The 26,660-nt window shown below is 70.9% G+C and carries 25 protein-coding genes; 6 read left to right on the forward strand and 19 right to left on the reverse strand.

What is annotated here, in order from left to right:
- Window positions 1–281: 281 nt before the first annotated feature.
- The 9 genes from ACZ7CF_RS14610 to macS form a co-directional block, all read right to left on the reverse strand.
- On the reverse strand, window positions 282–1,133 hold the full coding sequence (locus ACZ7CF_RS14610) for a LysR family transcriptional regulator (protein ID WP_470369761.1): 852 nt from the start codon (window positions 1,131–1,133) through the stop codon (window positions 282–284).
- Complete coding sequence (locus ACZ7CF_RS14615; protein ID WP_470369762.1) at window positions 1,130–2,146, reverse strand: hypothetical protein; 1,017 nt, start codon at window positions 2,144–2,146, stop codon at window positions 1,130–1,132. Before ACZ7CF_RS14615 ends, ACZ7CF_RS14610 begins: the two co-directional genes overlap by 4 nt.
- Window positions 2,131–2,604 (reverse strand): RNA polymerase sigma factor, encoded by a 474-nt coding sequence (locus ACZ7CF_RS14620; protein ID WP_470369763.1) that lies wholly within the window; start codon window positions 2,602–2,604, stop codon window positions 2,131–2,133. Before ACZ7CF_RS14620 ends, ACZ7CF_RS14615 begins: the two co-directional genes overlap by 16 nt.
- Window positions 2,605–2,671: 67 nt before the next feature.
- Entirely contained in the window at window positions 2,672–3,850 is a 1,179-nt protein-coding gene (locus ACZ7CF_RS14625; RefSeq protein WP_360393839.1) for a glycine C-acetyltransferase, read from the reverse strand.
- Window positions 3,850–4,881, reverse strand: a complete 1,032-nt coding sequence (gene tdh, locus ACZ7CF_RS14630) for an L-threonine 3-dehydrogenase (protein ID WP_470369764.1) — start codon at window positions 4,879–4,881, stop codon at window positions 3,850–3,852. Before tdh ends, ACZ7CF_RS14625 begins: the two co-directional genes overlap by 1 nt.
- 36 nt (window positions 4,882–4,917) lie before the next feature.
- Window positions 4,918–6,372 carry an SDR family oxidoreductase gene (locus tag ACZ7CF_RS14635; RefSeq protein ID WP_470369765.1) on the reverse strand — a complete coding sequence of 485 codons (1,455 nt, stop codon included), beginning with the start codon at window positions 6,370–6,372 and terminating at the stop codon, window positions 4,918–4,920.
- Window positions 6,373–6,409: 37 nt separating this feature from the next.
- On the reverse strand, window positions 6,410–6,946 hold the full coding sequence (locus tag ACZ7CF_RS14640; RefSeq protein ID WP_360393847.1) for a DUF1707 SHOCT-like domain-containing protein: 537 nt from the start codon (window positions 6,944–6,946) through the stop codon (window positions 6,410–6,412).
- A complete protein-coding gene (locus ACZ7CF_RS14645; protein WP_360394807.1) occupies window positions 6,943–7,590 on the reverse strand; it encodes a response regulator transcription factor in 648 nt (215 codons plus the stop codon). Before ACZ7CF_RS14645 ends, ACZ7CF_RS14640 begins: the two co-directional genes overlap by 4 nt.
- 11 nt (window positions 7,591–7,601) lie before the next feature.
- The gene (macS, locus tag ACZ7CF_RS14650; RefSeq protein ID WP_360393850.1) at window positions 7,602–8,762 is read right to left on the reverse strand and encodes a MacS family sensor histidine kinase; all 1,161 of its coding nucleotides are present in this window, start codon (window positions 8,760–8,762) and stop codon (window positions 7,602–7,604) included.
- A 224-nt stretch (window positions 8,763–8,986) separates the two neighbouring features.
- Here macS and ACZ7CF_RS14655 point away from each other — a divergent pair, with 224 nt between their 5' ends.
- Complete coding sequence (locus tag ACZ7CF_RS14655; protein ID WP_470369766.1) at window positions 8,987–10,102, forward strand: GGDEF domain-containing protein; 1,116 nt, start codon at window positions 8,987–8,989, stop codon at window positions 10,100–10,102.
- A gap of 7 nt (window positions 10,103–10,109) precedes the next feature.
- Here ACZ7CF_RS14655 and ACZ7CF_RS14660 read toward each other — a convergent pair whose 3' ends face one another.
- Entirely contained in the window at window positions 10,110–11,261 is a 1,152-nt protein-coding gene (locus ACZ7CF_RS14660) for an AI-2E family transporter (RefSeq protein WP_360393856.1), read from the reverse strand.
- A 78-nt stretch (window positions 11,262–11,339) separates the two neighbouring features.
- Between ACZ7CF_RS14660 and ACZ7CF_RS14665 the strand changes: the two genes are divergently transcribed.
- The 3 genes from ACZ7CF_RS14665 (at window position 11,340) to ACZ7CF_RS14675 (ending at window position 17,806) form a co-directional block, all read left to right on the forward strand.
- Window positions 11,340–13,517, forward strand: coding sequence for a translocation/assembly module TamB domain-containing protein (locus tag ACZ7CF_RS14665; RefSeq protein WP_360393859.1), 2,178 nt, complete (start codon window positions 11,340–11,342; stop codon window positions 13,515–13,517).
- 139 nt (window positions 13,518–13,656) lie between these two features.
- Complete coding sequence (locus tag ACZ7CF_RS14670; RefSeq protein ID WP_360393862.1) at window positions 13,657–14,418, forward strand: hypothetical protein; 762 nt, start codon at window positions 13,657–13,659, stop codon at window positions 14,416–14,418.
- 238 nt (window positions 14,419–14,656) lie between these two features.
- Window positions 14,657–17,806 carry a beta strand repeat-containing protein gene (locus ACZ7CF_RS14675; protein WP_470369767.1) on the forward strand — a complete coding sequence of 1,050 codons (3,150 nt, stop codon included), beginning with the start codon at window positions 14,657–14,659 and terminating at the stop codon, window positions 17,804–17,806.
- A gap of 119 nt (window positions 17,807–17,925) precedes the next feature.
- On the opposite strand, the gene ACZ7CF_RS14680 is transcribed toward ACZ7CF_RS14675, so the two are convergent.
- Together ACZ7CF_RS14680 and ACZ7CF_RS14685 are read right to left on the reverse strand one after the other, a co-directional pair.
- Window positions 17,926–18,327 (reverse strand): nucleotidyl cyclase domain-containing protein, encoded by a 402-nt coding sequence (locus ACZ7CF_RS14680; RefSeq protein ID WP_360393868.1) that lies wholly within the window; start codon window positions 18,325–18,327, stop codon window positions 17,926–17,928.
- On the reverse strand, window positions 18,324–19,175 hold the full coding sequence (locus tag ACZ7CF_RS14685; RefSeq protein WP_360393871.1) for an SDR family oxidoreductase: 852 nt from the start codon (window positions 19,173–19,175) through the stop codon (window positions 18,324–18,326). The genes ACZ7CF_RS14680 and ACZ7CF_RS14685 overlap by 4 nt, the downstream gene beginning before the upstream one ends.
- Window positions 19,176–19,297: 122 nt before the next feature.
- Here ACZ7CF_RS14685 and ACZ7CF_RS14690 point away from each other — a divergent pair, with 122 nt between their 5' ends.
- A complete protein-coding gene (locus tag ACZ7CF_RS14690; protein WP_458429862.1) occupies window positions 19,298–19,900 on the forward strand; it encodes a TetR/AcrR family transcriptional regulator in 603 nt (200 codons plus the stop codon).
- 17 nt (window positions 19,901–19,917) lie between these two features.
- Here the strand turns inward: ACZ7CF_RS14690 and ACZ7CF_RS14695 are convergent, their stop codons facing one another.
- The 7 genes from ACZ7CF_RS14695 to ACZ7CF_RS14725 form a co-directional block, all read right to left on the reverse strand.
- Window positions 19,918–20,415: a GNAT family N-acetyltransferase gene (locus ACZ7CF_RS14695; protein WP_360393877.1), complete on the reverse strand. Its 498-nt coding sequence runs from the start codon at window positions 20,413–20,415 to the stop codon at window positions 19,918–19,920.
- Window positions 20,416–20,442: 27 nt separating this feature from the next.
- Window positions 20,443–22,470, reverse strand: a complete 2,028-nt coding sequence (dnaB, locus tag ACZ7CF_RS14700; RefSeq protein ID WP_458429863.1) for a replicative DNA helicase — start codon at window positions 22,468–22,470, stop codon at window positions 20,443–20,445.
- Window positions 22,471–23,006: 536 nt separating this feature from the next.
- On the reverse strand, window positions 23,007–23,465 hold the full coding sequence (rplI, locus tag ACZ7CF_RS14705; RefSeq protein WP_360393883.1) for a 50S ribosomal protein L9: 459 nt from the start codon (window positions 23,463–23,465) through the stop codon (window positions 23,007–23,009).
- 18 nt (window positions 23,466–23,483) lie between these two features.
- Complete coding sequence (rpsR, locus tag ACZ7CF_RS14710; RefSeq protein WP_030465683.1) at window positions 23,484–23,723, reverse strand: 30S ribosomal protein S18; 240 nt, start codon at window positions 23,721–23,723, stop codon at window positions 23,484–23,486.
- Between the two features lie 57 nt (window positions 23,724–23,780).
- Window positions 23,781–24,287: a single-stranded DNA-binding protein gene (locus ACZ7CF_RS14715; RefSeq protein WP_065915547.1), complete on the reverse strand. Its 507-nt coding sequence runs from the start codon at window positions 24,285–24,287 to the stop codon at window positions 23,781–23,783.
- 29 nt (window positions 24,288–24,316) lie between these two features.
- Window positions 24,317–24,691 (reverse strand): 30S ribosomal protein S6, encoded by a 375-nt coding sequence (gene rpsF / locus ACZ7CF_RS14720; protein WP_360393888.1) that lies wholly within the window; start codon window positions 24,689–24,691, stop codon window positions 24,317–24,319.
- A gap of 101 nt (window positions 24,692–24,792) precedes the next feature.
- A complete protein-coding gene (locus ACZ7CF_RS14725) occupies window positions 24,793–25,728 on the reverse strand; it encodes a hypothetical protein (RefSeq protein ID WP_470369768.1) in 936 nt (311 codons plus the stop codon).
- Between the two features lie 143 nt (window positions 25,729–25,871).
- On the opposite strand from ACZ7CF_RS14725, the gene ACZ7CF_RS14730 reads away from it, so the two are divergent.
- A complete protein-coding gene (locus ACZ7CF_RS14730) occupies window positions 25,872–26,642 on the forward strand; it encodes a deoxyribonuclease IV (RefSeq protein ID WP_360393894.1) in 771 nt (256 codons plus the stop codon).
- The last annotated feature ends 18 nt before the right edge of the window (window positions 26,643–26,660 follow it).

Raw genomic sequence — 26,660 nt, forward strand, 5'->3', positions numbered from 1 at the left:
AACGTCGGCGGCACGGCTCGGCCCGCGCAAAGCGGAAGGGCAGAAGGCCGCGCGCAAGGGCGACACCGACGGTGCCTGGCAGCGCATGGGAATGCGACAGCTCAACCGCCGCAACCGCTGCACCTCGCTGGAACGGGTGCTGTTCGCGGTCACCGACGGAGCTGGGAACACGGCGGTCGTCTCGGTCGTGTGGGTGGGTCTCGCGTCCACCGGCGACGCCCGCGCGTTCGAGTCCGTCATGGCCCGGCGCTCGCCGAGGTCGCCGCCCACCTGCCGCCGGTCTAGCGGCCTGCGGCCCGTTGCAGTTCCCGGAGCACCGTCTGCACCAGCGGGTGCTCCTCACTCCCCCGCCGGACCGCCGCCACCACCCGCCGCAACGGCGCCACGCCCGCCACCGGCACACCGGCGATGGCGTTCCGCGGCGCCAGCGCCACCCCGGCACCCGCCGCCACCAGTGCCTCGATGGCGCGGAAGTCGTCGGACGTGTGGCGGATCCGCGGTGCGAAACCGACCTGGGCGCAGGCCATCTCCACGACGTCGCGCAGCGGGTTGCCGGGCAGGGTCACGACCCAGTCCTCGTCGGCCAGCGCCGCCAGGTCGACCGGGCCGGTCAGCGGGTGGCCCGGCGGCAGCACCACGTCGAACGGCTCGGTGTAGAGCGGGAAGCACGTGAAGCGTTCGGTGGTGCGGTGTTCCTCGGTGATGGCCACGTCGATCTCGCCGTCCAGCAGCAGCCGCACGCTCTCGTGGCCCTCGGCGTCGCGCACCGACAGGTCGATGGACCGCTCCCGCAGCGCCGCCAGTGCCGGGGCCACCACCTGCGTGATGGCCGAGGCGAACGACGCCACCGCCAGCCGACCGGCAGAGCCCGAGGCGAGGGCGTCCAAAGTGGCCTGTGCGCGTTCGAGCTCCGCCGCGACGACGTGGGCGTGCGCGACGAGCAGCTCACCGGCCGGGGTCAGCGACACCCGGCGGCCGTAGCGGCGCAGCAGCGGGTGGCCGGCCTCCGACTCCAGGGCCGCCAGCTGCTGTGACACCGCCGACGGCGTGAGGTGCAGTGCGGCGGCAGCGGCGGTCACGGTGCCGTGGTCGGCCAGCGCGCGCAGGACTCGGAGGCGTCGCGGATCGATCACCGCTCAATGATGGGGGATTCCACTCCGCCGTTCACGGGCACGTCCCGCGGCAGGATCGGGTCGATCGACGTGCTGTCCAGCAGGAGGTACTTCTCCTCCGCGATCGGCATGCCCGCGGGGAGGCCGAGCTGCGCCGTGGTGAGCACGTCCCGGCGTTCGACCGGCAGCCCGGTCTCCGGGTTGACCACCAGGCGGGTCTCGACGTCGGAGAACTGGAAGGTCGGCGGCGCGGCGATCGCCACGGCGACGCCCCTGCGGTCGGCGCCCACGGGGACGTCGGTCAGGAAGCGCACCCCGTCGAGGGACTTGAGCAGCTCGAACACCGCCCGCCGCTGGGCGTCGCTCACGTTCGCGGTCATCAGGTCCATCGCGAGCGTCGCGGTCCGGTACGCGTCCTCGGTGCCGACCAGGGACTCCAGCACCTTCCGCAGCTCCACCGGGTCCGTGGGCAGCGAGCTGAACGAGTCGAGCCGCACGGGGCTGTGCAACGACATCTGGAACCCGGACACGGCGGCCTTCTGCACGGCGGGCTTCATCGGTCCGATGCGCACGGAACGGGACCCGCCGATCTGGGGTGCGGTGGCCGGCTTGCCCGCCGCGGTCCACCGCTCCTCGTCCTCGCTCGAGTAGGGCGACACCTCGCCGTCCTTCTGCACGACCGCGACCTCGGTGTCGGCGTTGAGCCACCGGTCCGTCTTCGACTCGAACTCCACGAGGTACGGGTTGGTCGGTTCGCCGACGCGCATCAACGACCAGTGCTGCGTCAGGACGTGCCACCACCGCGGCGGCTCGGCCGGCCGCGCGGGGTCGACGGGCCGCGGCAGCAGCACGACCACCAGCGCGATCACCCCGGCCACGACCAGCGGTGGGGCGAACCGGAGCACGAACTGCCGCTTGGCCGGCCTGTCCCGCGGCAGCGCGGTGATGCGGGCCAGGTCGCGTTCCGCCCGCGCGGGGTCGACCTCCGGCGTCGGCGGCTTGGCCCTGGCCAGGCTCTTCATGAGGTCTTCCATGACTCCCTCGCACGGTCGGAGTTCGGTGCCGAGAGAGCGGCCTGCAACCGCCGTCGGGCTCGGTGCAGGCGCACGAAGAACGTCGCCGTGGTGCACCCGAGCACCTGCGCGGCCTCCGCGGCGCCCAGGCCGTGCCACGCGATGAGCGTGAGCACCTCCTGGTCGGCGTCGGACAGGCCCGCGAGCGCCGCCCGCAGCTCGACCACCGCGAAGGCGTCGTCACCCGGCAGGTCGGCCAGCTCGTAGTGCGTCGTCTGCCGGCGCGCCTCCCTGACCAGGTTGCGGGCGATCCCGATCAGCCACGGCAGCGCGTTCGCCGGCATCCGGTCGAACCTGCGCCAGGCGATCGTGAAGGTCTCGCTGGTGATGTCCTCGGCGAGCCGCGACCCGGCGTGGCTCGCCACGTAGGCGAGCACCCGCGGGTAGCACTCGCGGTAGACGGCGGAGAAGTCCTCCACGATCGCCCCTCCCTCTTCACGAGGTAGTGCGCAGACCGTGCCAATTCTTACTGCGAAGTGACCCGGATCACATCTTCGCGCGAGCGGCGACGAACGCGTCGACGGCGCGGTTCACGTCCTCCGTCGAGTGCGCGGCCGACATCTGCGTGCGGATGCGGGCCTTGCCGTGCGGCACCACCGGGTAGGAGAAGCCGATCACGTAGATGCCCTGCTCCAGCAGCAGGTCGGCCAGGCGGCCGGCCTCCGCGGCGTCGCCGATCATCACCGGGATGATCGGGTGCTCGCCGGGCAGCAGGTCGAAGCCCTCCTCGGTCATCCGGCGGCGGAACAGCTCGGTGTTCGAACGCAGCTGGGTGAGCAGTTCCGAGGACGACGACAACATGTCCAGCGCGGCGATCGCGGCGGCCGTGATCGACGGCGCGAGCGAGTTCGAGAACAGGTACGGCCGCGACCGCTGGCGCAGCAGCTCGACGATCTCCGCGCGACCGGACGTGTACCCGCCGGACGCACCGCCCAGCGCCTTGCCCAGCGTGCCGGTCACGACGTCGACCCGGTCCTGCACGCCGAACAGCTCCGGCGTGCCGCGACCGGTCGGCCCGGTGAAGCCCACCGCGTGCGAGTCGTCGACCATGACCAGCGCGTTGTACCGCTCGGCCAGGTCGCAGATCTCGTCCAGCGGCGCGAGGTAACCGTCCATCGAGAACACGCCGTCGGTCGCGATGAGGCGGTAGCGCGCGTCGGAGGCGTCCTTGAGCTGGCGCTCCAGGTCGTCCATGTCGCGGTTCTTGTAGCGGAACCGGCGGGCCTTCGACAGCCGCACCCCGTCGATGATCGACGCGTGGTTCAGCTCGTCGGAGATGATCGCGTCCTCGGCGCCCAGCAGCGTCTCGAACAGGCCGCCATTCGCGTCGAAGCACGAGCTGTACAGGATCGTGTCCTCGGTGCCGAGGAACGACGAGAGCTTCGCCTCCAGCTCCTTGTGCGGCTCCTGGGTGCCGCAGATGAACCGCACGGAGGCCATGCCGAAGCCCCACTCGTCCAAAGCGGACTTCGCGGCCTCGATGAGCCGCGGGTGGTCGGCGAGTCCCAGGTAGTTGTTGGCGCAGAAGTTCAGCACCTCGTCACCGGAACCGACGCGGACGGCGGCGTTCTGCGGGGTCGCGATCACTCGCTCGGCCTTGTAGAGCCCGGCCTCCCGGATCTCCCCGATCGTCTTGACCAGGTCGTTCTTCAGCTCGCCGTACATCAGGCTCCCGTCCAGTCGAGGATGACCTTGCCGCACTTGCCCTCGCGCGCCGTGGCGAACGCCTCGGCGTGCTGCGTGTGGTCGTACCGGTGCGTGATCACCGGTGCGAGGTCGAGTCCGCGCTGCAGCAGCACGGTCATCGAGTACCAGGTCTCGAACATCTCGCGGCCGTAGATCCCCTTGACGTGCAGCATCTTCAGCACGACGCTGCTCCAGTCGACGGGGAACTCCTCCGCAGGGAGCCCCAGCATCGCGATGCGGCCGCCGTGGGCCATGTTCGCGATCATGTCGCGCAGCGCGACCGGCTTGCCCGACATCTCCATGCCGACGTCGAAGCCCTCGGCCATGCCGAGCTCGGCCTGCGCGTCGGCGATCGACTTCTCGGCCACGTTCACCGCGAGGTCGACGCCGACCTTGCGGGCCAGGTCCAGGCGGTGCTCGGAGATGTCGGTGATCACGACGTTGCGCGCGCCCGCGTGCTTGGCGACGGCGGCGGCCATGATCCCGATCGGACCGGCGCCGGTGATGATCACGTCCTCGCCGATCACCGGGAACGACAGCGCGGTGTGCACGGCGTTGCCGAACGGGTCGAAGATCGCGGCCACGTCCAGGTCGACCTGCGTGCGGTGCACCCACGCGTTCTGCTCGGGCAGCACCACGTACTGCGCGAACGCGCCGTCGGAGTGCACGCCCAGGCCACGCGTGTTGGCGCACAGGTGCCGGCGGCCCGCCTTGCAGTTGCGGCACGTGCCGCACACCAGGTGGCCCTCGCCGCTGACCAGGTCACCGACCTTCACACCGGTCACCGAGCCGCCGACCTCGACGACCTCCCCGACGAACTCGTGCCCGAGGACCAGCGGCGCCTTGATGTTGGCCGCGGCCCAGTCGTCCCACGAGTCGATGTGCAGATCGGTGCCGCAGATGCCGGTGCGCAGGACCCTGACCAGCACGTCCGTCGGACCCGGCGTGGGGTCGGGGACGTCGGTCAGTTCGAGTCCAGGCCCAGCGGCGACCTTGACGAGAGCCTTCATGCGGGAAGTCTCACCCTTTGCTGCTTGTGCAGTCCATCAGGACTTTCTGAAGTTCTTGTGCAGCTCAGCTTCATTGGCGATGTTGCGCACCATGCCGCCGAACACGATGCCGTGGAAGGGGTAGACGGCCCACCAGTAGAGGTGTCCGACCAGCCCCTTGGGCACGAACACGGCACGTTGGCGGTAAGTGGACCCGTGTCCCTCGTTGCCCGCCACTCGAAGCTCCAGCCAGGCCTTCCCCGGCACCTTCATCTCGGCGCGCAGCCGCAGCAGCCGGCCGCGCTCGATCTCCTCGACGCGCCAGAAGTCGAGCGCCTCCCCGACGTGCAGGCGGTGCGGGTCCCGCCGCCCGCGCCGCAGTCCCACCCCGCCGGCCAGCCGGTCCAGCCAGCCGCGCACGGCCCACGCCAGCGGGAACGAGTACCAGCCGCGTTCACCGCCGATGCCCTCCACGACCTCCCACAACCGCTCGGGCGTGGCGTTGGTCCTGGTCTCGCGCTCGTCGGTGTAGACAGAGCCGCCGGACCAGTCGGGGTCGGTCGGCAGCGGCTCGCTCGGCGCACCCGGTGTGGACGCGCCCGACCAGCGGGTCTCCACGTCGGCGTCGCGGATCTTGCTCAGCGCGAGCTCGACGGCCTTGTCGTAGCCGATGTTCTCGCCGGGCAGCACCGCGCGGATGTCGTTCTCCCGGCACACCACCTCGTGCACCAGCGACTCGATCAACGGCTTCGCGATCGACTTCGGCACCGGCGTCACGACGTTGACCCAGTGCGAGGACAGACCGGGCGTCAGCAACGGCACGGGCAGCACGCGCCGCTTCGGCAGCCCGGCGACCTCCGCGTACCGCATCATCATCTGCAGGTACGTCAGCACGTCCGGCCCGCCGACGTCGAACGTCCGGTTCTGGTCCTCCAGAGTCGTCGCCTCGACCAGGTACCGCAGCACGTCCCGCACCGCGATCGGCTGGATCCGGTTGTGCACCCACCTCGGCGTGACCATGACCGGCAGCCGTTCAGTGAGGTAGCGCAGCATCTCGAACGACGCCGAGCCCGACCCGATGATCATCGCGGCCTGCAGCACCACGGCCTGCACCGGCGAGCGCAGGAAGACCTCGCCGACCTCCTTGCGCGAGGCGAGGTGCGGCGACAGCTCCGTGCCCTCCGGGTGCAGCCCGCCCAGGTAGACGATGCGCCGGACGCCCGCGCGCTCCGCGGCCGCCGCCGTGTTCTCCGCGGCCTCGCGGTCGGCGTTCGCGAAGTCCTTCGAGTGCAGCGAGTGCACGAGGTAGTGCACGACCTCGACGTCGCGCATGGCCTCGTCGAGGTCGCCGAGCACGTCACCGCGCACGACCTCGACATCAGCGGCCCACGGGACGTCGCGCAGCTTCTCGGGCGAACGCACGAGGCAGCGGACCTCGTGCCCTTCTGCCAGGAGCCGGGGCACGAGCCGTCCGCCGAGGTACCCGGTCGCACCGGTCACGAGACAACGCATGCCTCGATCCTGCGGGGTACCGGGTGTTCGCGCAGATTCAGCGCTTGGAGCGCTTGATCACCACGGTCCCGCCGCGCACCGCGCCCCTGAGCCGGAAGCGCGGGCTGCCCGCGGTGCTGCGGACCTTGTCCTTCACCTCGCCCGCGGTGACCTCGACGGCGTCGGCGTCGACCGCGGCCCCGGCGGGCAGCAGCAGCTTCACCGTGCCGAGCGACACGTCCAGGTCGACGGTGACGACCGGCGGCACCTCGGCTGCGGTGAAGTCGAGGTTCGTGGTGCCGAGGGTGTTGCGGATGACGAGCTCGTTCGGCACGACCCAGTGGCCCTTGCGGGTCGTGGTGCTCATCGTGCTCTTCAGCTCGGTGCGCTCACGGGCCACCTCGGTGTTGACCATGCCCGGCAGGTCGACCAGCACCACGTTCAGGTCGGCCCTGGTCACGGCCGCCAGCGCGGTGTCGGTGCGGGTGGTGAACTCGTCGAGCGTGATCATGCCGCGGCCGACTGCCTTGTTCAGCAGGCCGACGACGTGCTCGCGCTCGGCGTCGGACACGCGCAAAGCTCTGGGGTCTGTCATCTCTCTGCCTCCGGTTCGCTGTCGAGACCGTGCTCGATGGCATAACGCGCCAGCTCCACCCGGTTGTGCAGTTGGAGTTTCCGCAAAGTCGACTGGACGTGGTTCTCGACCGTGCGGTGGGAGATCACCAGGCGGTTGGCGATCTGGCGCGCGGTCAGCCCCTTGGCCACCAGCCGCAGCACCTCGGTCTCCCGTTCGGTCAGCTGCGGCTTCTCCTCCGCGTCGTCGGGCGCGGCGGCCATCCGCCGGTACTCGCCCAGCACCAGGCCCGCGAGACCGGCGGTGAACACGGCGTCGCCGGCCGCGGTCCGGCTCACGGCCTCGACCAGCTCCTCCGCGGACGCGGACTTCACCAGGTAGCCCGACGCGCCCGCCTTCACCGCCTGCAGCACGTCGTCGTGCTCGCCGCTCGCGGACAGCACCAGCACCCGCGTCTCCGGCAGCTCACCGGTGATCATGAGGGTGGCGTCGACACCGGACAGCTCACCCAGGTTGAGGTCCATCAGCACGACGTTGGGCCGCACGGTCTTCGCGATGCGCACGGCGGAGGCCGCGTCACCCGCGGTCGCCACGACCGAGAAGCCGCGCTCCTGCAGATCGCGTGCCACGCCCTCGCGCCACATCGGGTGGTCGTCGACCACCATCACCGAGACCGTCACCGCACCGCCTTCTTCCTGAACACGCGAACCTCCCACTCCGTGCCCTCCCCCGGCCCGGTCTGGAGCTCCAGGGTGCCGCCCAGCGACGCCACCCGGCCCCTGATCGACTTCGCGATGCCCATCCGGCCCTCCGCCTCCGCGGAGGCGATCCGGCCCTCCGGGATCCCTGGTCCATCGTCCCTGACGCTCAGCACCACCTCGTCCCCGAGGTCTTCCAGCAGCACCCACGCCCTGGCGTCACCGCCGGCGTGCTTGTCCACGTTGGACAGCGCCTCGCGGACCAGCGACGTGAGCTCGCCCGCGGCCGCCGCGTCGAACATGACCTGCGTCGCCGGCGTGGAGACCTGGATCCGCGGCGTGGCGAGGAGCTGCAACCCCGGGCGGAGGTCGACGTCGCCGTCCACTGTGGAGTCGGTGGGGGCGGCGGCCACGAGGTTGCGCAGCGCCACCTCCTGCTCGCCGGCCAGCCGCGCCAGCTCCGCCGCCTCACCGCCGACCTCCGCTCCGCGCTTGCGGACGCGCGCCAGCACCTGCAGCACGCTGTCGTGGATCGACCGGGCCAGCCGCTCGCGTTCGGCCGTCGCCGCCTCCGTGCGCAACGCCTGCGCCAGCCGCACCGCCGAACGCCGCGCCGTGGCCGAGGCCATGCCGACGACCATGCCGGCCCCCGCGAGCAGCACGACGTCGCGCAGCAGGTCGAGGCTCGGCACGCGCTTGGTCAGGTAGGTGAACAGGCCGACGGTCAGACCACCGGCGAACCCCGCCGCCGACCCGCCCAGCGCGCCCATGGCCACGACGGGCACGCACGCCCAGATCGTGGTGATGAGCGGGACGTTCTCGGTGAGCAGCTGGTGGCTCGACATGATCAACGGCGACAGCGACATGAGCCCGCAGGTCAGCACGAGGTCGACCAGCACGACCGGCCAGCGCCGGCCCCACGTCGTGCTGTAGGCGCGGCTGGTGAACACCGACCACAGCGCCATCGCCCCGAGCGCGCTCCACGCGAGCCACGGCCGGATGTAATCGGAATGGTTCGCGATGACGTTCGCCGCCGCGAAGAGGAATGTGACTATGCGTAGAGCAACAGCCCCGCGCCACAGGGGCGTGGCCGGGTCGTCGATCACCTTCGTCACACGTTCGGCAGGCTGCTCGGGCACGCTGTGCTCCTTTCGCACCCCATCCTGCCGCGTGAACGTGCGCTGGCTAACCCCCAGGTGGCCGTCTTCTGCCGAACGGAGGAATGTGCGACGCTTCCCGGGTTCGGGGCAGCGCTCCCGTTGGACGGGGAGGGCAAGTACACGTGCGCGACTGGCCGGTGTGGACACTGCGACGGCCTGCCCTCGGCTACTGGTTGTTGATCGACGGATCAGCTTTTGCGGTCGTGACGCACGTGATCGTCTCTTCCGGACAGCCGTCGCCCTCCGAGATCGCCCGGTTCGCCGCGATCGCGGGCACGGCCGGCGCGGTGGTCATCCTCAGCTCCATCTACAGCCACCGCATGGGCGAGACGGAGCGCAACCCGTGGGCAGCGCACCTCTCCTACCTGACCGCGGGCATCCTCGCCCTGCCGCCGAACCTGCTGGTGCTGCTGCTCTTCGGCCCCGCGCTGCACTGCCTGCTCACCCAGCGCCCGGAGAGCCACCGCTGGGTCTTCACGCTGAGCGCGACCGCGTTGTCCGTCTTCGCCACCCGCTACCTGCTCGGCTGGACCAACCCCCACGCGGGCCTGCCGATGATGGTCTTCGCCGCGACCGTCCTGCTCGTCCTGCGCGCCGCCCTGATCGCAGTGGGCCTGAAGCTCCGCCGCCCGTCCGACACCTTCGAGGAGAACGTCGGCGAACCCATCGACGCGGTCCTCGGCATCGTCGCCGTCTCCATCGGCGGCCTGATGGGCTGCGTCGCCGAGGCGAACGCCATCCACGCCCTCATCGCCGGCCCGCCCCTGGCCCTGCTGGAACGAGCCGCGCAACTCCCCCAATGGCGCCGCTCCGCCCAACGCGACGCGAAGACCGGCCTCGCCAACGCCGTCCACTGGGACAGCCGCGCCCGCTACGAGCTCACCAAGGGCGCCACCCGCACCCGCCCCATGGCCGTGATGCTCCTCGACCTCGACCACTTCAAGCGCGTCAACGACGAGGTCGGCCACCTCGCCGGCGACGCCGCACTGGCCGCGATCTCCCTGCTGCTGCGCGGCACCGTCCGCCGCGGCGACCTGGTCGGCCGCTTCGGCGGCGAGGAGTTCGTGGTCCTGCTGCCGGAAGCCACCCCCGACGAGGCCGAGTCCGTCGCCGAACGCGTGCGCAAGGCCGTGGCCGCCCTGCGCGTGCCGACCATGGGCACCGACGGCAAACCGCACGAGCTGCGCGGCCTGACCGTCAGCATCGGCGTGTCGACGACGAGCCGCTTCGGCTACGAGCTGCCGGACCTGCTGGTGGCGGCCGACGCGGCTCTGCTGGCCGCGAAGGCGTACGGCCGCAACCTGGTCTCGATGGCCTGACCGCGGCCTACAGCTCCCTCTGCCGCTCACTCCGGTCGTCCCGCGGTGCGGTCTCCTGCGGTTCCAGCACGTCCACCTTCTCCGGCTTCTGCTCCGAGTCCGCGTCCGAGAGCAGCGACCGGATGCCGGAGTTCAGCACCGCCAGCAACGGCACCGAGAGCAGCGCACCGGCGATGCCGCCCGCCACCAACCCGACGGCGATCGCGATCACGACCGCCAGCGGGTGCAGCTTCACCGCGCGGCCGAGCAGGATCGGTTGCAGCACGTGGGACTCCAGCTGCATCACGCCGATCAGCACGGCCAGCACGATGAGCGCCGCGATCGGGCCGTTGGTCACCAGCGCGATCAACACCGCCACCGCGCCCGTGAACACCGCACCGATGATCGGGATGAACGCGCCGAGGAACACCAGCGCCGACAGCGGCACGACCAGGGGCACCCCGATGATCGCCAGGCCGATGCCGACACCCACGGCGTCCACGACCGCGACCGCCGCCGTCGCGCGCACGTAGGAGACGAGAGAGGCGAAGCCGCGGCGGCCGGCGACGTCGACGCGGGGGCGGACGTCGCGCGGGAACGCGCGGGTCACGAACTTCCAGATGCCGTCGCCGTCGTGCAGGAAGAAGATCAGCGTGAACAGCGCCAGGAGCAGGCCCGTCAGCGCCTCGCCCAGGGTGGCCGCCGTGGTGAGCGCGCCGGACGTGATCTCGGTCTGGTTGTCCTTGATCGTCTTCACGAGGTCGTTGAGGTAGCCCTGCAACTGCGCGTCGGACAGGTGCGCCGGGCCGTCCTTCAGCCACTGCTGGATGGTGTCGAGCGAGGCCGACACCTGCGTCTGCAGCTCGGGCAGGCCGCGGGAGAACTCGCTGATCACGAACGTCAGCACGCCGCCGAGCACGCCGATGCCGATGATCATCATCACCGTCGTCGCGACGCCGCGCGGGACCCGCCACTCGACCAGCTTCGCCACGCCGGGCGAGAGCAGGGCGGCCAGCAGCAGCGCCACTGCGACGGGGATCACGATGGAGGCGAGGTAGCCCAGGACGTACGCGACCACGTACAACGCGGCCACCACAACGACGAAGCGCCAGCTCAGGGCAGCGCTGACCCTCAGCAGCCTGGGGACGCGGCTGCTGATCTCCGACTCCGGTGCGCTCACGTGCCTCACGTTAACTGTTCGGACCCTGGCGAAGGCGGAACCCGGAAGGGATGATCCGCTTTGTCGGGGGAGGACGAAGTGATCAAGCCGGAAGACTTGACCGAGGTCGAACGCCAGGTCGCCGGGGCCTACGCGGGTGGCACCGAGATCGACCTGACCGGGCAGAGCGTGCGCGGCGAGGTGCTCACCGGGTTGCTGACCGGCATGTACCGGGTGCCGCGCAAGGGATTACCCGCTCTGCGACTTCAAAACGCCCGTGTGACCGGGAAGTTCGAGCTGGAAGGCACTCGCGTCACGCGGGTCATCGACCTGACGCACTGCACCTTCCAGGAACCGCTGGACCTCCGCATGGCCCGGCTGATCGGCCTGCGGCTGCGCGGCACCCGCGTTCCCGGCATCCAGGGCCGCAACCTCCGGGTGTTCAGCGACCTCGTCCTCGAGGCCGGGTTCACCTGCACCGGCACCGTGGACCTCACCGACGCCGCCGTCGACGGGACGCTGCGGCTGGCCGGTGCCGTCCTGCGCAGCACCACCGACCACGCGCTGCTCGGCGCGCGGCTGCGGGTGAGCGGGTCCGTCCAGGCCATCGCGTTGCGGGCCAACGGGGAGGTGCGGCTGCGCGGTGCGGCGATCGGCGGCAGCGTCCACCTCGGCGGCGCGCGGCTGGTCAACAGCGGCAGGGACGCGCTGGAGGCGTCCGGGATCGTGGTGACGGGCAACGTCTTCTGCAACGCGGAGGGCGGCCGGTTCAGCGCGGACGGCCGGGTGCTGTTCGACGGCGCCCGCGTCGGCGGCAACCTCGAGTTCACCGGCGCCCGGCTGAACTCCGCCCACCGGGTCGACCACCAGGTGCTCGTCCTGCCGCACGGACTGGCCGACGAGGCCGCGACGCTCGTGGGCGACCGCATCCGGGTCGAGGGCAACGTCGAGCTCGACGACGGCTTCACCAGCACCGGCACCGTGCGGCTGCCGAACGCGAGCATCGGCGGGTACCTGCGGCTGTCCGGCGCGGTGATCGGACCGCGCGAGCTCGCGGAGGAGCTCGCGGGCGACATCACCAACCGCATCCCGGTCGCCCTGCACGCCGACGGCATGCAGGTGCGCGGCGACGTCGAGGCCCGCAGCGCGGCCAACGGCTCCGGCCTGCGCTCGCCCGCACTGCAGACCTACGGCCAGGTCCGGCTGTCCAACGCGCACATCCAGGGCAGCGCCAGCATGTCCGGCGTCTCGCTGCACGGCCCCGGCATCGACGTCCTGTTCGCCGACCGGCTGGAGATCGGCGGCACGCTCTTCCTGCGCGAGCTCAGGGCGAAGGGCTCGATCCGGCTGCAGAACGCGAACATCGGCTCCACGCTCGACCTCTCCGGAGCCTCGCTGACGTTGCCGCGGCTGCGACCGAACGGCACGCAGAAGCCGTCGCTCGACGCCCGTGCCATCACGATCGGCAAGGACCTGCTGTGCAGCCGCGGGTTCACCGCCGTCGGCGGCGTGCGGATCCGGCTGGGCGAGGTCGGCAAGATGGCCACGTTCAGCGACTCGCACCTCGGCTCCACCGCGGCCGACATCGCGCTCAACGCCTACGGGCTCACCGTCCACCAGTTCCGCCTGCACATCCCCGAGGGGCAGCAGCCCAAGGGCAAGATCGTGCTGAGCCGGCTGAAGGCCGTGTCGGTCACCGACGGCCCCGGGCTGTGGGACGCGGAGGGAGGGGTCGCCGTCGACGACTTCACCTTCGACGGCATCACCGCCGACCCCGACGTGTCGGTGGACACCCGGTTGCAGTGGCTGCGCAAGGTGCAGCCCGACTTCGCGCCCGGACCGTACGAGCAGCTGGCCGCCGTGTACCAGCAGGGCGGCGAGGAGGAGCTCGCGCAGAAGGTCCAGCTGGAGAAGCAACGCCGCCGCTACTCCGAGCTGGGCAGGGCCGGCCGGGTCTGGGGCGCGGTGCAGCGGTGGACCGTCGGGTACGGCTACCGGCCGTGGCTCGCGATCTGCTGGCTGGGCGTGTTCTGGCTGGGCGGTGCGCTGTGGTTCACCTGGCACCCGCTGGTCAAGCTCAACAAGGACGAGGACCCGGTGTGGAACGCCGCTCTCCTCGCGCTCGACCTGCTGATCCCGATCATCGACTTCGGCCACGACGGCAAGTGGCAGTTCACCGGTGCGTCGCAATGGGTCTCGGCGCTGCTCATCGCCGTGGGCTGGGTGCTCGCCTCCACCGCGGCGGCCGGTGCGGCACGCGTGTTGAAGCGGGTGTGATCGTCACACGATGTAGTTAATCGGACGCTCTGGGCGTGCGTTCGGGGCGCCGCGGCTGGCAGAGTCGCGGCGTCGGCTTGATCGTGTTGGTCGTCGGCGAACTTCCCCGAGTGCCCCCGAAAGTAGCGAGGTTCCCGCGTTGTCCTCTGCCGGTCTGCGAGCGAAGACGGGAGCGAACGGCATCCGCCGGTTCGCCACCCGAGCGCTGCTCGCCGTCGGTGGAGCGGTCGCGGGCACGGCCGTCGCCTGGGTGCTCTCGACGACCGCGGCACACGCGGCCGACGACGCGGAGCAGTTCGACGTGGTGACCAAGATCGCCACCGTGGACGAGAAGCTGCCGGTCGTCGTCCCCGCCACCGAGGCCGTCCACAAGATCGACGAAGCGTTGCGCGCCGAGCACGAGAAGGCACGCGATGCCCTGCCGCAGGTGCAGGTCCAGCAGGCGGTCGAACAGATCACCGAGCGGGTCCTGCCCCGAGTCACCACGGTCGTCACGCCCACCACTCCCGCGGTCGCGCGGGCAGAGGACGTGACGTACGTGGCGACGCCGGCGGACGCCCCCGAGACCGGACAGTCGCCGGTCGCGAAGGTGATTTCGCAGCTCACCGGCCCCTCCGGTGCTACCTGGACGAAGCTGCTCGAGACGCGCCACCTCGTGGTGCCCTCGGCGCAGCACCCGTCCCTGCCCGCAGACCCGTCCCCCGAACTGCCTGTCCCGGCCCCCGCGCCGGTGCACTGCACGTGCAGTTCCGACGGCTCGGGTGCTGCTGGCGGCAGCAACAAGGCTGCCTTCGCTGCTCCTGGCTCCGTTCACGACACCGCTGTGGCGAGCGCTCTCGCGCCGTCCACCGCCGAGGTGTCCGTGAAGCCGGGCAAGCAGCCTGGTACCACCCCCGACTGATTTCAGCGCGCGGTCCGCGGCAGCCCACTCCCCGGCTGTCCGGAAGTCGACCGTCGCGCTTTTTTTCATGCGCTCCTTCCGGTCGGCACCGCGTGCTCTCCCCCGGTGATGACGCGATCCCCACGCGTCCGGCCCACCCCCCGTAACCCCCCTGACAACAGGGGCTTTGGAAGGAGATCGAATGCAGACCTGGGCAAAGCGCGGAATCCAGTCCGCGTTTGTCACTGGTGGTTTGCTGATGCTCGGTACGGGCATCGCTTCTGCCCAGGAGAACGTCAACCCGGATGCAGCTCCTCCGGTCGTCGACGCGGGTGCCTCCGTTCCGGTCAAGATCGACCAGAACAACCTGGCCACGCCGGCCAGGGACCTGAACGTTCCGAAGGTCGACCGCACGGTCAGCACGGACCGCGTCACCAGCGCGGTGCCGTCGAGGGCGGACGCCCCGGTCGCCAACCCGCTGTTCCGCTCGATGAGCGGACGCCTGCAGGACACCGCCACGCAGAACGCCCGCGGCAACAGGCTCCAGGCGTACGCCGACGTGCCGGTCACCGTCTGCGGCAACCAGGTCTCGGCTCTGGCCGACGGTGCGACGAGCGCCGACTGCGAGCAGAGCGTGAGCCGCAAGGGCGGTGTCACGACGACGGGTGAGCGCCAGGCGCTCGCCGGCAACGTCGTGGGCGTCAACCACGTCCTGCCCGCGCAGGTCACCGGCAACTCGATCGGCGCGGGCGGCAACGCCGCCAACGACACCACCGCGCGCCAGACCGGTACGACCGGCGGCAACATCACCACCAACGGTGACAAGGGCTCCATCTCCGGCAACATCCTCGCCGAGCAGGGCGCGACCCCGCTCCAGGTGACCGGCAACGCCGTGGGCGCCGGCGGCATCGCCGAGTCCCGCTCCACCGCGGACACCGTCGCCGAGTCGAACGGCATGATGCGGACGAGCGGCAAGGAAAGCACGCTGTCCGGCAACGCGGGCCAGGTCCCGCTGGCCCCGCTGTTCGAGGTGAACGGCAACTCGGCCGCCGGAGCGGGCAACGCCGACACCCACTCGACGCAGTCCGGCACCGCTCACGCCGGCGACCGCGTCTGGACCGACGGCGACCCGGCCACCCTGGCGGGCAACGTCGCGAAGACGCCGCTCGCCGGCCCGGTCACGATCAGCGACAACGCGGGTGGCGTGGGCGGCAACTCCTACGCGACCAGCGAGACGGTCAACCAGTCCTTCGCCGGTGGCAACACCAACACCGCGGGCAACGGCTCCTCGGCCTCGGGCAACATCGCCGACACCCCGATCTCGCTGCCCGTCTCGGCCGGTGGCAACGCCGCGTCGCTCGTCGGCAACAGCGGTGCCGACCACACCAACACCGCCGAGTCGGCCGCGGGTGGCAACAACTGGACCAAGGGCCACGACTCGGTCCTGTCCGGCAACGTCGCGAACGTCCCGCCGGCCACGGCCGTGGACGTGTGCGGCAACGGCGCCTCCGGTGCCGGCCAGTCCGTCGGCACCTGCGTCAACGACGTGGACTCCGGCACCGGCGGCTACCAGGGCACGACCGGTGACGACTCGGTCCTCTCCGGCAACGTGGCGCAGACCCCGCTCGCCGCGCCCGCCGAGCTGTACGGCGCCGCCGCGACCGTCGGTGGCCAGGCCACCGGTTCCGCGGACGAGGTCAAGGACATCCGCTCCACCGGTGAGCCGAACACCGTGGACGACCGCGGCACCGTCTCGTCCAACATCATCACCGCGCCGACCGCCGTGGCCGCGCAGGTCTTCGGCGACACGGCCGGCCTGGTCGGCAACACCACGTCGACCAGCGCGAACGACACCAGGGTCCGCGCGGGCGACGACCCCAAGGCGAGCGGCCAGAAGTCCTCGGTCTCCGGCAACATCATCCAGGCCCCGACCTCGACGCCGGCTCAGGTCTTCGGCGACGGCGTCACCCTCGTCGGCAACAACGAGGCGCACGCCGACAACGCGACCGACATGCAGGCCGGTGGCGACGCCAAGACCGACGGCCAGCAGAGCTCCATCGGCGGCAACGCCATCTCGGCGCCGGTCGCGTCCGCCACCCAGGTCATGGGCTGGTCGGTCGGCGGCGGCAGCAACGTCAACTCCACCGCCACCAACGACCTCAAGTCGGCGGCGGGCGGCGACGTCCGCAGCACCGGTGAGCGCGGCTCGCTGGCGGGCAACCTGCTCGGCGCGCAGGCCACCCCGTTCGTGCCGGTGCCCGGCAACACGATCTCGGCCGCGGGCATCGCCACCTCGGACAGCGACACCGACACCCAGGTCCAGGCCGGCGAGGACTCGCAGACCTCGGGCAAGGACGGCTCGGTCTCCGGCAACCTGCTCCACGTGCCGGCCAACGCGGCCGTGCAGCCCTACGCGGACGCCATCGCGGCCGCGGGCTCGGCCTCGACCTGGACCGAGAAGGACTCGGAGACGCAGGCCGGCGGTCAGACCGACACCCTGGGCGAAGGCCCGCTGGCCGGCCGCGAGATGACCGTTCCCGCGGAGGCCGCAGCCAGCGTCCGCCGCATCCCCGTCGAGCTGGTCGGCCAGGCCTTCACCGGCGGCACCAGCGACGACACGCAGCTCACCGGTGAGGACACCGACACGCTGCGGGCCACCGAGCTCAAGGGCATCGAGCTCCCCCAGGGCGTCGACATGCTCATGGGCGCCACCGAGGTCCCCTCGTACAGCGGCGTCCCGTCGTTCAAGGGCCTGCCCGTGAACACGCTGCCCTCGCTCGGCGGCCTCGGCGGCATCACCGGTCTGGCCGGCCAGCTGCCGATCGGCCAGCTCCCCGTGGGTCAGCTGCCGATCGGTCAGCTGCCCGTGGGCCAGCTCCCGGTGGGCCAGCTGCCCGTCCGCGAGCTCCCCGCGGGTCAGCTCCCGGTCGGCAAGCTCCCCGTCGGCAAGCTGCCCGTCGGTCAGCTGCCGGTGACCAAGCTCCCGGTCGGCAAGCTGCCCGTGGGTCAGCTGCCGGTGACCAAGCTCGCCAAGCAGCGCGCGGAGCTGCCGGTGGGCCAGAACGCCGCGAACGTGGCCCCGAACATCCAGGGCCTGCCGCTCGCGCAGGTGCTGGAGGCCGCGAAGAAGGTGCTCCCCGGCACCGCGACCCAGCGCTCGGTGCCGTCGCTGCCGGTGACCGCTCCGGCCATGCCGGCGCTGCCCGTCCCGCTGCCGATCCCGACCGAGCGTTCGGTGCCCGTCCTGCCCACCACCCGTCCGACCAACGTCTCGGGTCTGAACCTGAACCCGACCGCCGCTCTGGTTCCGGCGCGTGAGCGCTCCATGCCGGGGCTGCCCGTGACCGCTCCGGCGATCGCGCACCTCAAGCCGGGCAACGTGTTCGACCGCGTTGCGGGCACGCTGTAAGGGTCGTACGACCCCGTAAGATCACCCCGGGTTCGCCCGGATTGCTCCACACCCTCCTCCGGTGAAAAGCCGAGCCCCGGTGACACGACGGTGTCACCGGGGCTCGGTGCTGTTCGGGGTCAGTGCTGCTCGGCGGTCGCGATGACCTCCTCGACGGGCGTGTCCCCGTCGCTCGTCACCCAGTGGACGCGGGCGCCTTCGCCCACGAGCTGCCGCACCAGCGACGCGATCGGCGAGCCGTCGCCGAAGTCGTGGTCGGCGAGCACGGCCAGGGTGTCGTCGCGGTACCGGGCCACCGTGAAGTCCGGGCGCAGCCCCGCGCGCAGGGTCCGCGCCGCCTCCAGCAGCGAGGTCGGTGCGGTGACGAGGACGAGCGTCACGAGGGTGCCGCGGGTGCGGGCGCGGACGAGCGACTGCTCCAGGCGGTCCAGCAGCAGCGCGTAGCCGGGCAGGCCCGTGAACGGGTCGTGCAGCACAAGCCGTGTCCAGTCCACGAACCGGCCGCTGACCAGCGAAGTCACCCGTGTGTCACGGGTGCGGGGACGGCTTTCTCCGCCGCGCGGCTGGTCTGCTCCCAGGCCGCCCAGGTGTCCATGCGGTGCCGGGAGAGGTCGAACGCCAGGTCGTAGACCATGCTGCCGAGCAGCAGCCGCAACGGCGGGTCGTCGCTGTCGACGAGGGTCATCACCGCCTCGGCGGCCAGGCGCGGTTCGCTGTCGATCGAGCCTTCTGCCCACTGCTCCTCCAGCTCCGCGCGCAGCTCGTCGTAGGCGGGGTCCGGGGTGGTGGCCCTGCTGCTGGTGTAGAGGTCGGTCCAGTACCCGCCCGGCTGGACGATGGTGACCTTGACGCCGAACCGCGCGGCCTCGGCGGCGAGTGCTTCGCTCATGCCTTCGAGCGCGAACTTGCTGGCGCTGTACAGGCCGGTGCTCGGGAAACCGCTGAGCGCGCCGATGCTGGAGACCTGCAGGACGTGACCGCTGCCCTGCCGGCGCAGGTGCGGCAGCACGGCCTGGCTCACCCAGAGCGCGCCGAAGAAGTTGACGTCCAGCTGGGCGCGGGCCTCCTCCTCGGTGAACTCCTCGACCATCCCGGCGAACAGCGCGCCGGCGTTGTTGACGACGACGTCGAGCCGGCCGAAGTGCGCGACCGCCCGGTCGACGACGGCGAAGACCGCGGACCGGTCCGTGACGTCCAGGTCCAGCGCGAGCAGCCGGTCCGGGTGCCGGGTGGCGAGGTCGGCCAGCGGTGCGATGTCCCTGGCCGCGCCGACGACCCGGTCACCGGCGGCGAGAGCGGCCTCGGTGAACGCGCGGCCGAGACCGCGGCTTGCGCCCGTGACGAACCAGACGCGAGTGGGGGCTTCCATGCGGTCTCCTTCGCAGTGACGAGACGAACCGTTCCGTCTCGTTGACGGGAGGAGCATGCACTGCGTCAGATCGGCTTGTCAAGACGGACCGTCTCGTCTCATTCTGCGCTAGGGTGACCGCCATGCCCACGAAGGTCGCCCCGGACCCCAGCCGCCGCAGCGAGACCGCACGCCGGGCCATCCTCGGCGCCGCCATCGACCTCGTCGGCGAGGTGGGCTACGCCAAGCTCAGCATCGAGGGCATCGCCCAGGCGGCGGGCGTCGGCAAGCAGACCATCTACCGGTGGTGGTCCTCGAAGGGCGCGCTGCTCTTCGACGCCTTCCTCGCACTGGCCGGCGAGGGCGAGGCCGCGGCGCTGCCCGACACCGGTGACCTGGCGGCGGACCTCAAGCTGGTCCTGCGGGCCACCGTCGACGAGCTGAACGACCCGCGCTTCGACCAGGCCATGCGCGCCATGCACACCGAGATCGTCCACGACCCGGCCCTCGCCGCCGACTACGCGCGCCGGCTCGACGGCCCGATGCGCGAGCTGAAGAAGGCCCGGCTGCGCGCCGCCCAGACCGCGGGCCAGCTCGCCGGCGACATCGACCTCGACGTCGCCGTGGACCTGGTGTTCGGCCCGGTCCTCAACCGCTGGCTGCACCGCAACGGCCCGCTGACCAGCGAGTACGCCGACCAGGTGGTGGACACGGCGCTACGCGGGCTGCACCCGCGCGACCGGTAGCGCCGTACCGCCGGTGGTCATCGCCGCGGCGGAACGGACTTGCTGAGCATCGTGCCGCGCGGGGTGAAGCCGCGCGACGAGTAGAACGACACGGCCGGAGCGTTCGTCGCGAAGATGACGGCGTGCAGCGCGGTGACCCCGTGAGCCGCGGCGACCTGCTCCGCGGCGGCCACCAGTGCGGTGCCGATGCCCTGCCCGCGGTGGGTGTCGAGCACGACCGTGTGGATGTCGGCGCCGGTCCGCGGCACCAGGATCTGGTGGTCGGGCGGCGGCGGGAGCAGCACGACCTCCGCCATGCCGACCACCGCGCCACCGACCTCGGCGACCGTGATCAGCGACGACCCCAGCGTCAGCGCGAAGTGGCGGCGCACCGCCCCGGCGTCCGGCACGCGGAAGTCGTCCGGTGCCAGGGCGACGTGCCGGGCGGCGTTCGCCAGGCGCAACGCGACGAGCGCCGGGATGTCGGCGGGTGCTGCCGGGCGGACCACCGGCGGGTGTGCGGGTTCTCGATACACGTGACCCACCGGTCGTTCAGCGGGTCGTCACTGCTGGGCGAGGTCGGAGAAGCGGCTGTAGTGCAGCTGGTGCGCGACGGTGATCGTGGCGGTGGGACCGGCGCGGTGCTTCGCGATGATCAGGTCGGCCTCGCCGGCGCGGGGGTCGTCGCGCTCCCAGGCGTCCGGGCGGTTGATCAGGATGACCATGTCGGCGTCCTGCTCCAGGGAGCCGGACTCACGCAGGTCGGAGAGCATCGGGCGCTTGTCGGTGCGTTGTTCCGGACCGCGGTTCAGCTGGGAGATCGCGATGACCGGGACCTCGAGCTCCTTGGCGATCAGCTTCAACGACCGGGAGAACTCCGAGACCTCCTGCTGGCGGGACTCGGAGCGCTTGCCGGAGCTCATCAGCTGGAGGTAGTCGACGACGACGAGCTTGAGGTCGTGGCGCTGCTTCAGCCGGCGGGCCTTGGCGCGGATCTCCATCATCGTCAGGTTCGGGCTGTCGTCGACGAACAGCGGCGCCTCGCTGATCTCGCTCATCCGGCGGGCGAGACGGGTCCAGTCGTCGTCGCTCATCTTGCCACCGCGCATGTCACCGAGGCGGATGCGCGCCTCCGCGGAGAGCATGCGCATCACGATCTCGGTCTTGCTCATCTCCAGGCTGAAGATGGCGCTGGTCAGGCCGTGCTTCACCGAGCACGACCTGGCGAAGTCGAGACCCAGCGTCGAGTTGTGGGTCGGGATCATCGTCTCGCCGGCCAGGTACAGGTGGTCGTGGTTGTCGACCTCCACGCACCGCACCGGCACGGACGCGACCGGGCGCACCGCCACGATCTCCACCTGCGCGTGCTCACCGAGACCGGCGATCAGCTCGTCCACGTCCCGGCGCAGCCGCGCGAACCGGCCGTCGACGTGCAGAGCGGCCAGCAGCTCGGAGCGCTGGGCTCGCGACGCCCGCAGGTACGCGGCCGGGATGTGCGGCTCGTCGGCGACGCCCAGCTCCTTGGCCGTGCGCAGCTCCTCGTCGGTCAGCTCCAGCTCGCCCAGGCCGGACAGGAACTTCCCCAGCGCGGAGGGCGCGAGCGGCAGCTCGGCGGCGGGCAGCTCCCAGGCGGCCGACATGCGGATGAACACGCGGCACTCGCCGACGCGGTGGAACAGCTGCTGCGTCGTGCGGATCGCCCAGAACCCACCGGTCTCGCTGCACGACTCGGTCAGCCACTGGTGCTCGGCGTCGGCGACGATCACCGTGCCGTCGGAGAACGCCACCTCGAAGCACGGGCGGCCGGTCATCACCCCGGTCGCGGCGACCACGCGGGTCGGCCGGCCGTCGGCGCCGATCAGGAAGTCGCCGGCGCCCACGGCGCCCATCGTCGTCCAGCCGGACGGCGTGGGCAGCGGGGTGTCCAGGGCGAGCGCCTTGCCGACACCCGGCCGGGCCGCGACGATGATCATCTGGCCGGGGTGCAGGCCGTTCGTCAGCTCGTCGAGGTCAGCGAAGCCGGTCGGGATGCCCAGCGACTGGCCACCGCGCGAGGCGATGGCGTCGATCTCGTCCATCGTCGGCTGGAGCAGGTCCTCCAGCACCGAGTAGTCCTCGGTCGTGCGGCGGTCGGTGACCTCGTAGATCGCCGACTGCGCGCGGTCGACCACCTCGTCGACGTCCGCGCCCTCCGCGCCGTTGTACCCCAGCTGCACGATGCGCGTGCCCGCCTCGACCAGCCTGCGCAGCACCGCCTTCTCGGCCACGATCTCGGCGTAGTACCCGGCGTTGGCCGCCGTCGGCACCGTCGCGATCAACGTGTGCAGGTACGGCGCGCCACCGACGCGCAGCAGCTCGCCGCGCCGTTCGAGCTCGGCGGAGATCGTGATCGGGTCGGCCGGCTCACCGCGGCCGTAGAGGTCGAGGATGCAGTCGTAGATGGCCTGGTGGGCGGGGCGGTAGAAGTCGTTGGGCGCGAGCGCCTCGATCACGTCCGCGATGGCGTCCTTGGACAGCAACATGCCGCCCAGCACCGACTGCTCAGCGGCGAGGTCCTGCGGCGGCTGACGTTCGAAACTGGGCTCCGCCATACCCCGGTCGTCGACCAACGCCACTGCTGAATCACCCCTGCGAAGACGTCGAGAGCCGGTGCCTGCCACCTAGTTGTACCGCGCGGCACCGACAATTCCGGGCGGCCACACTGTGCGATGGTCCTGCCCGCGCTGCGACGCTAGAGGGCCCCGTCCGGAGCAAGCAAACCAGCGTGTGGATCGCCCTGTGGACAACTGGGGGACAACTTGTGGATGGTTGCCCACAGGAACCGAGACGCTGGGGACAACCTGTTGACAACCGGTGGAGTGACAGAAATAACCCCAGCTCAAGGGCTGTGTACAACTTGTGGAAAAAGTTGTGCGCCACAGCCCCGGCGTGTCGCGAGAAACACCTTCTTCGGCGTGTCGCCAGGTGGCCGGCCCCTGCGTTTATCCACAGGACGTGGACAGAACTCCGCTGGTCCGAACGAGCGAAAGCGCCACCCACCCGGAGCATTCCGGATGAGCGGCGCTTCTGCAAACGAGCACGTGTGGACCATCCCTTACAGGATGTCCCCGAGCTTCGTCGAGCGGTCTTACTCGGCCGCGGTGACGATGAGCGGCAGCGCGACGGTGACCTCCGGGTGGAGGCGAACCGTCACCGAGTGCTTGCCGGTGGTCTTGATGTGACCCGGCAGCTCGATGGCGCGCTTGTCCAGGGTGAGGCCACCCGCGGACTTCTTGACCGCCGCCGCCACGTCGGCGGTGGTGATCGAGCCGAACAGCTTGTTGGAGCCGGCCGCAGCCTTCGCGGTCAGCGTCACGCCGTCGAGGCCCTCGAGCTTGGCCTTGATCTCCTTGGCGTGGTCCAGGTCGCGCACGCGGCGGTTGTCCTGCGCACGGGTGATGACCTGGATCTGCTTCTGCGCACCGCGGGTCGCGACGATCGCGAGACCGCGCGGGAGCAGGTAGTTGCGGCCGTAGCCGTCCTTGACCTCGACGACGTCGCCGGGAGCGCCAAGGCCGGAAACGTCAGCGGTGAGGATGAGCTTCATCGCAGGAGTTCCCTTCTCTTAGCGGGCGGTCGAGGTGTAGGGCAGCAGCGCCATCTCACGGGCGTTCTTCACGGCAACAGCGACGTCGCGCTGGTGCTGCGAGCAGTTGCCGGTGACGCGGCGGGCACGGATCTTGCCGCGGTCGGAGATGAACTTCCGAAGCAGCGTCGTGTCCTTGTAGTCGATCAGGTTCGCGCTCTTGTCCTTGCAGAAGGCGCAAACCTTCTTCTTGGGCTTGCGCACAGGCGGCTTGGCCATGTGTCTCTAACTCCTGGAATACGCAGTGATCAGGTTCTGGATGACCGGTGCAGCGGTCTAGAAGGGGGGCTCGTCGGCGAAACCACCCGAGCCGGCCGGCGGGGCGGAACCCCACGGGTCGTCCGCGGGTGCGCCACCGCCGCCACGAGACTGCTGACCGCCGCCGCCGCCGAAGCCGCCGCCACCGCCGCCGTCTCCACGGCTGACCTTGTTGACCTTCGCGGTCGCGTAGCGCAGCGAGGGGCCGATCTCGTCGACCTCCAGCTCCACGACAGTGCGCTTCTCGCCTTCCTTCGTCTCGAAGGAACGCTGGCGCAACCGTCCGGAGACGAGCACGCGTGAACCGCGGGTGAGCGACTCGGCCACGTTCTCGGCGACCTGCCGCCACACGTTGCACCGCAGGAACAGCGCTTCGCCGTCCTTCCACTCGCCGGACTGGCGGTCGAAGGTGCGGGGCGTGGAGGCGACCGTGAAGGACGCCACCGCGGCACCGCTCTGGGTGAAGCGGAGTTCCGGGTCGGCGGTCAGGTTCCCGACCACCGTGATCGTCGTCTCGCCAGCCATGTCTTGGGAGCTCCCCTAATCGAGGTTCGTCAGGCCCTGGCAGCGGCCTTGGCCGCCGACTTGGCCGACTTGGCGTCCGCCTTCGCCGCGGCCTTGGCGGCCAACTTGGCGGCCTTGGCGGGCTCGCGGCGCAGGACCTTCGTCCGGAGCACCGTCTCCTGCAGACCGAGCTGGCGGTCCAGTTCCTTCACCGCGTCCGGCGTCGAGGTCAGGTCGAGCACCGCGTAGATGCCCTCGCTGCTCTTGTTGATCTCGAAGCTCAACCGGCGCTTGCCCCACACCTCGACCTTCTCAACGTTGCCGCCCGTGGTGCGGATGACGTTGAGGAACGTGTCGAGAGACGGCGCAACCGTGCGCTCGTCGAGACTGGGGTCGAGGATGACCATCACTTCGTAATGACGCATGAGGACCACTCACCTCCTGTGGACTCGCGGCCACGGGCTTTCCGTGGCAGGAGGGTCGTCGCGTCAGCAACTGAAGAAGGTTAACAGAGCGCGTCCAACGACTACGCAGGGGTGCGGCGCAGCACCCAGGTCCGCACCAGCGCGCCCGTCACGCAGGCCAGCAGCAGCACCGCGACCAGCACGGGGAGGCCGACGCCGCCGGGGCCGGACGTCCTGGGCAGCGCGGTGGCGCGGCCCGCGGTCTGCACCGCCTCGTCCAGGCCGTTGCCGCTGGACGCGCGCGGCACCTGCGAGCCGTACCGCACACCGGGCGACGGCGAGTAGAGACCGGGCATCGCGAACGGCAGCGAGCCGTAGCTGAACAGCGGCACGCGGCCGAAGTTCGTGCCGAGCGAGTACAGGGAGAAGTCGCGGTTGATCGGCGTGCCGGCCGGGGAGCCGGGCAGGACACCGGGGCTGGTGCCCGGCTGGGTCCCGGGGTTCGTGCCCGGCTGGGGCTGGGGCTGCTGAGCCGGCGGTTTCTGCTGGCCGGGCAGCTGCGGCGCGGCGTTCTGGGACGCGTCGGCGATCGCCTTGCTGCCGTCCTGGATCGGCGCGCTGACCTGGTTGACGCCGGTCACGACCACCTTGCAGCCGGCGGACAGCGTCTGGCGCACGGTCTGGTCGAGGGTCACGAGGATCGGGCCGAGCAGCGGGATCTTGCGCACCTCGACCATCACCGCGTTCGCGATGGTCGCGCCGCTGATGGTCGTCGTGCCGACCTGGACGACGCCGATCGGCATGGGCTTGGCCTGCGCGAAGCCGTCCTGGAACGGCTTGACCAGCGGCGGGCCGAGCACCGGCACGGCGCGGACGAGGTCGGTCACCGGCTGCACCACCGCGGCCGGGCTCAGCGAGACGGGCTGACCGGGCACGCCCTGCACCGAGGTCGCGCAGCTGCCCACGACGATGGGTTCCGCCGCCGTCGCCGGGACCAGGCCCACCGAAGCGGAGGCCAGCGCCAGCAGCGTCGCGGTCGTGACGCTCAGCAGTCGCATGTGCACCCCTGTCTCACCTCGTTACCTACTCTCAAGTAACGACCGTAGGTCCTGGTGGTGACGCGAGCCACCCCCGGTTTTCGCAATTACTCCTATCGGCGGCGGCTGCGATGGCGTCAGGCGTGCCGACTACCCTCGTGGTCATGCGCATCGGGGCACATGTCCGCGACGACGACCCGGTCGGCGCCGCGGCCGAACGCGGTGCCGAGGTCGTCCAGTTCTTCCTGTCCGACCCGCAGGGGTGGAAGAAGCCGAAGCCTCATCCGCACGCGGAGGCGTTGCTCGCCTCCGACCTCGAGGTGTTCGTCCACGCCCCGTACCTGATCAACGTCGCGTCGCTGAACAACAAGATCCGGATTCCCAGCCGCAAGAACGTGGTCCAGCACGCGGAGGCCGCCGCCGCCGTGGGTGCGAAGGGCCTGGTCGTGCACGGCGGGCACGTCACCAAGGGCGAGGACCCGGCAGAGGGCTTCGCGAACTGGCGCAAGTTCTTCGAGCGGCAGGTCGCGGAGGGCGGGTTCGCCGTGCCGGTGCTGATCGAGAACACCGCCGGCGGCGACGGTGCGATGGCGCGCACGTTCGACTCGCTGAAGCTGCTCTGGGACGCGGTAGGCGAGTTCGGCGCGGGCTTCTGCCTGGACACCTGCCACGCGTTCGCCGCGGGTGAGGACCTCGTCGGCATCGTCGAACGGGTGAAAGCGATCACCGGGCGGATCGACCTGGTGCACCTCAACAGCTCGCGCGACGAGTTCGGCTCGTCCCGCGATCGGCACGACAACATCGGGACTGGCACGATCGACGCAGATCAACTGGTGGCCGTGGTCGCCAGTGCCGGATGCCCGGTCGTGGTGGAGACGCCGGACGAGGGCCAAGCCGACGACATCGCGTTCCTGCGCGACCGCGCCGGCCGGTGAACAGCGTGCACGAGGTGG

The sequence above is a fragment of the Lentzea sp. NPDC036955 genome, from assembly GCF_055608005.1.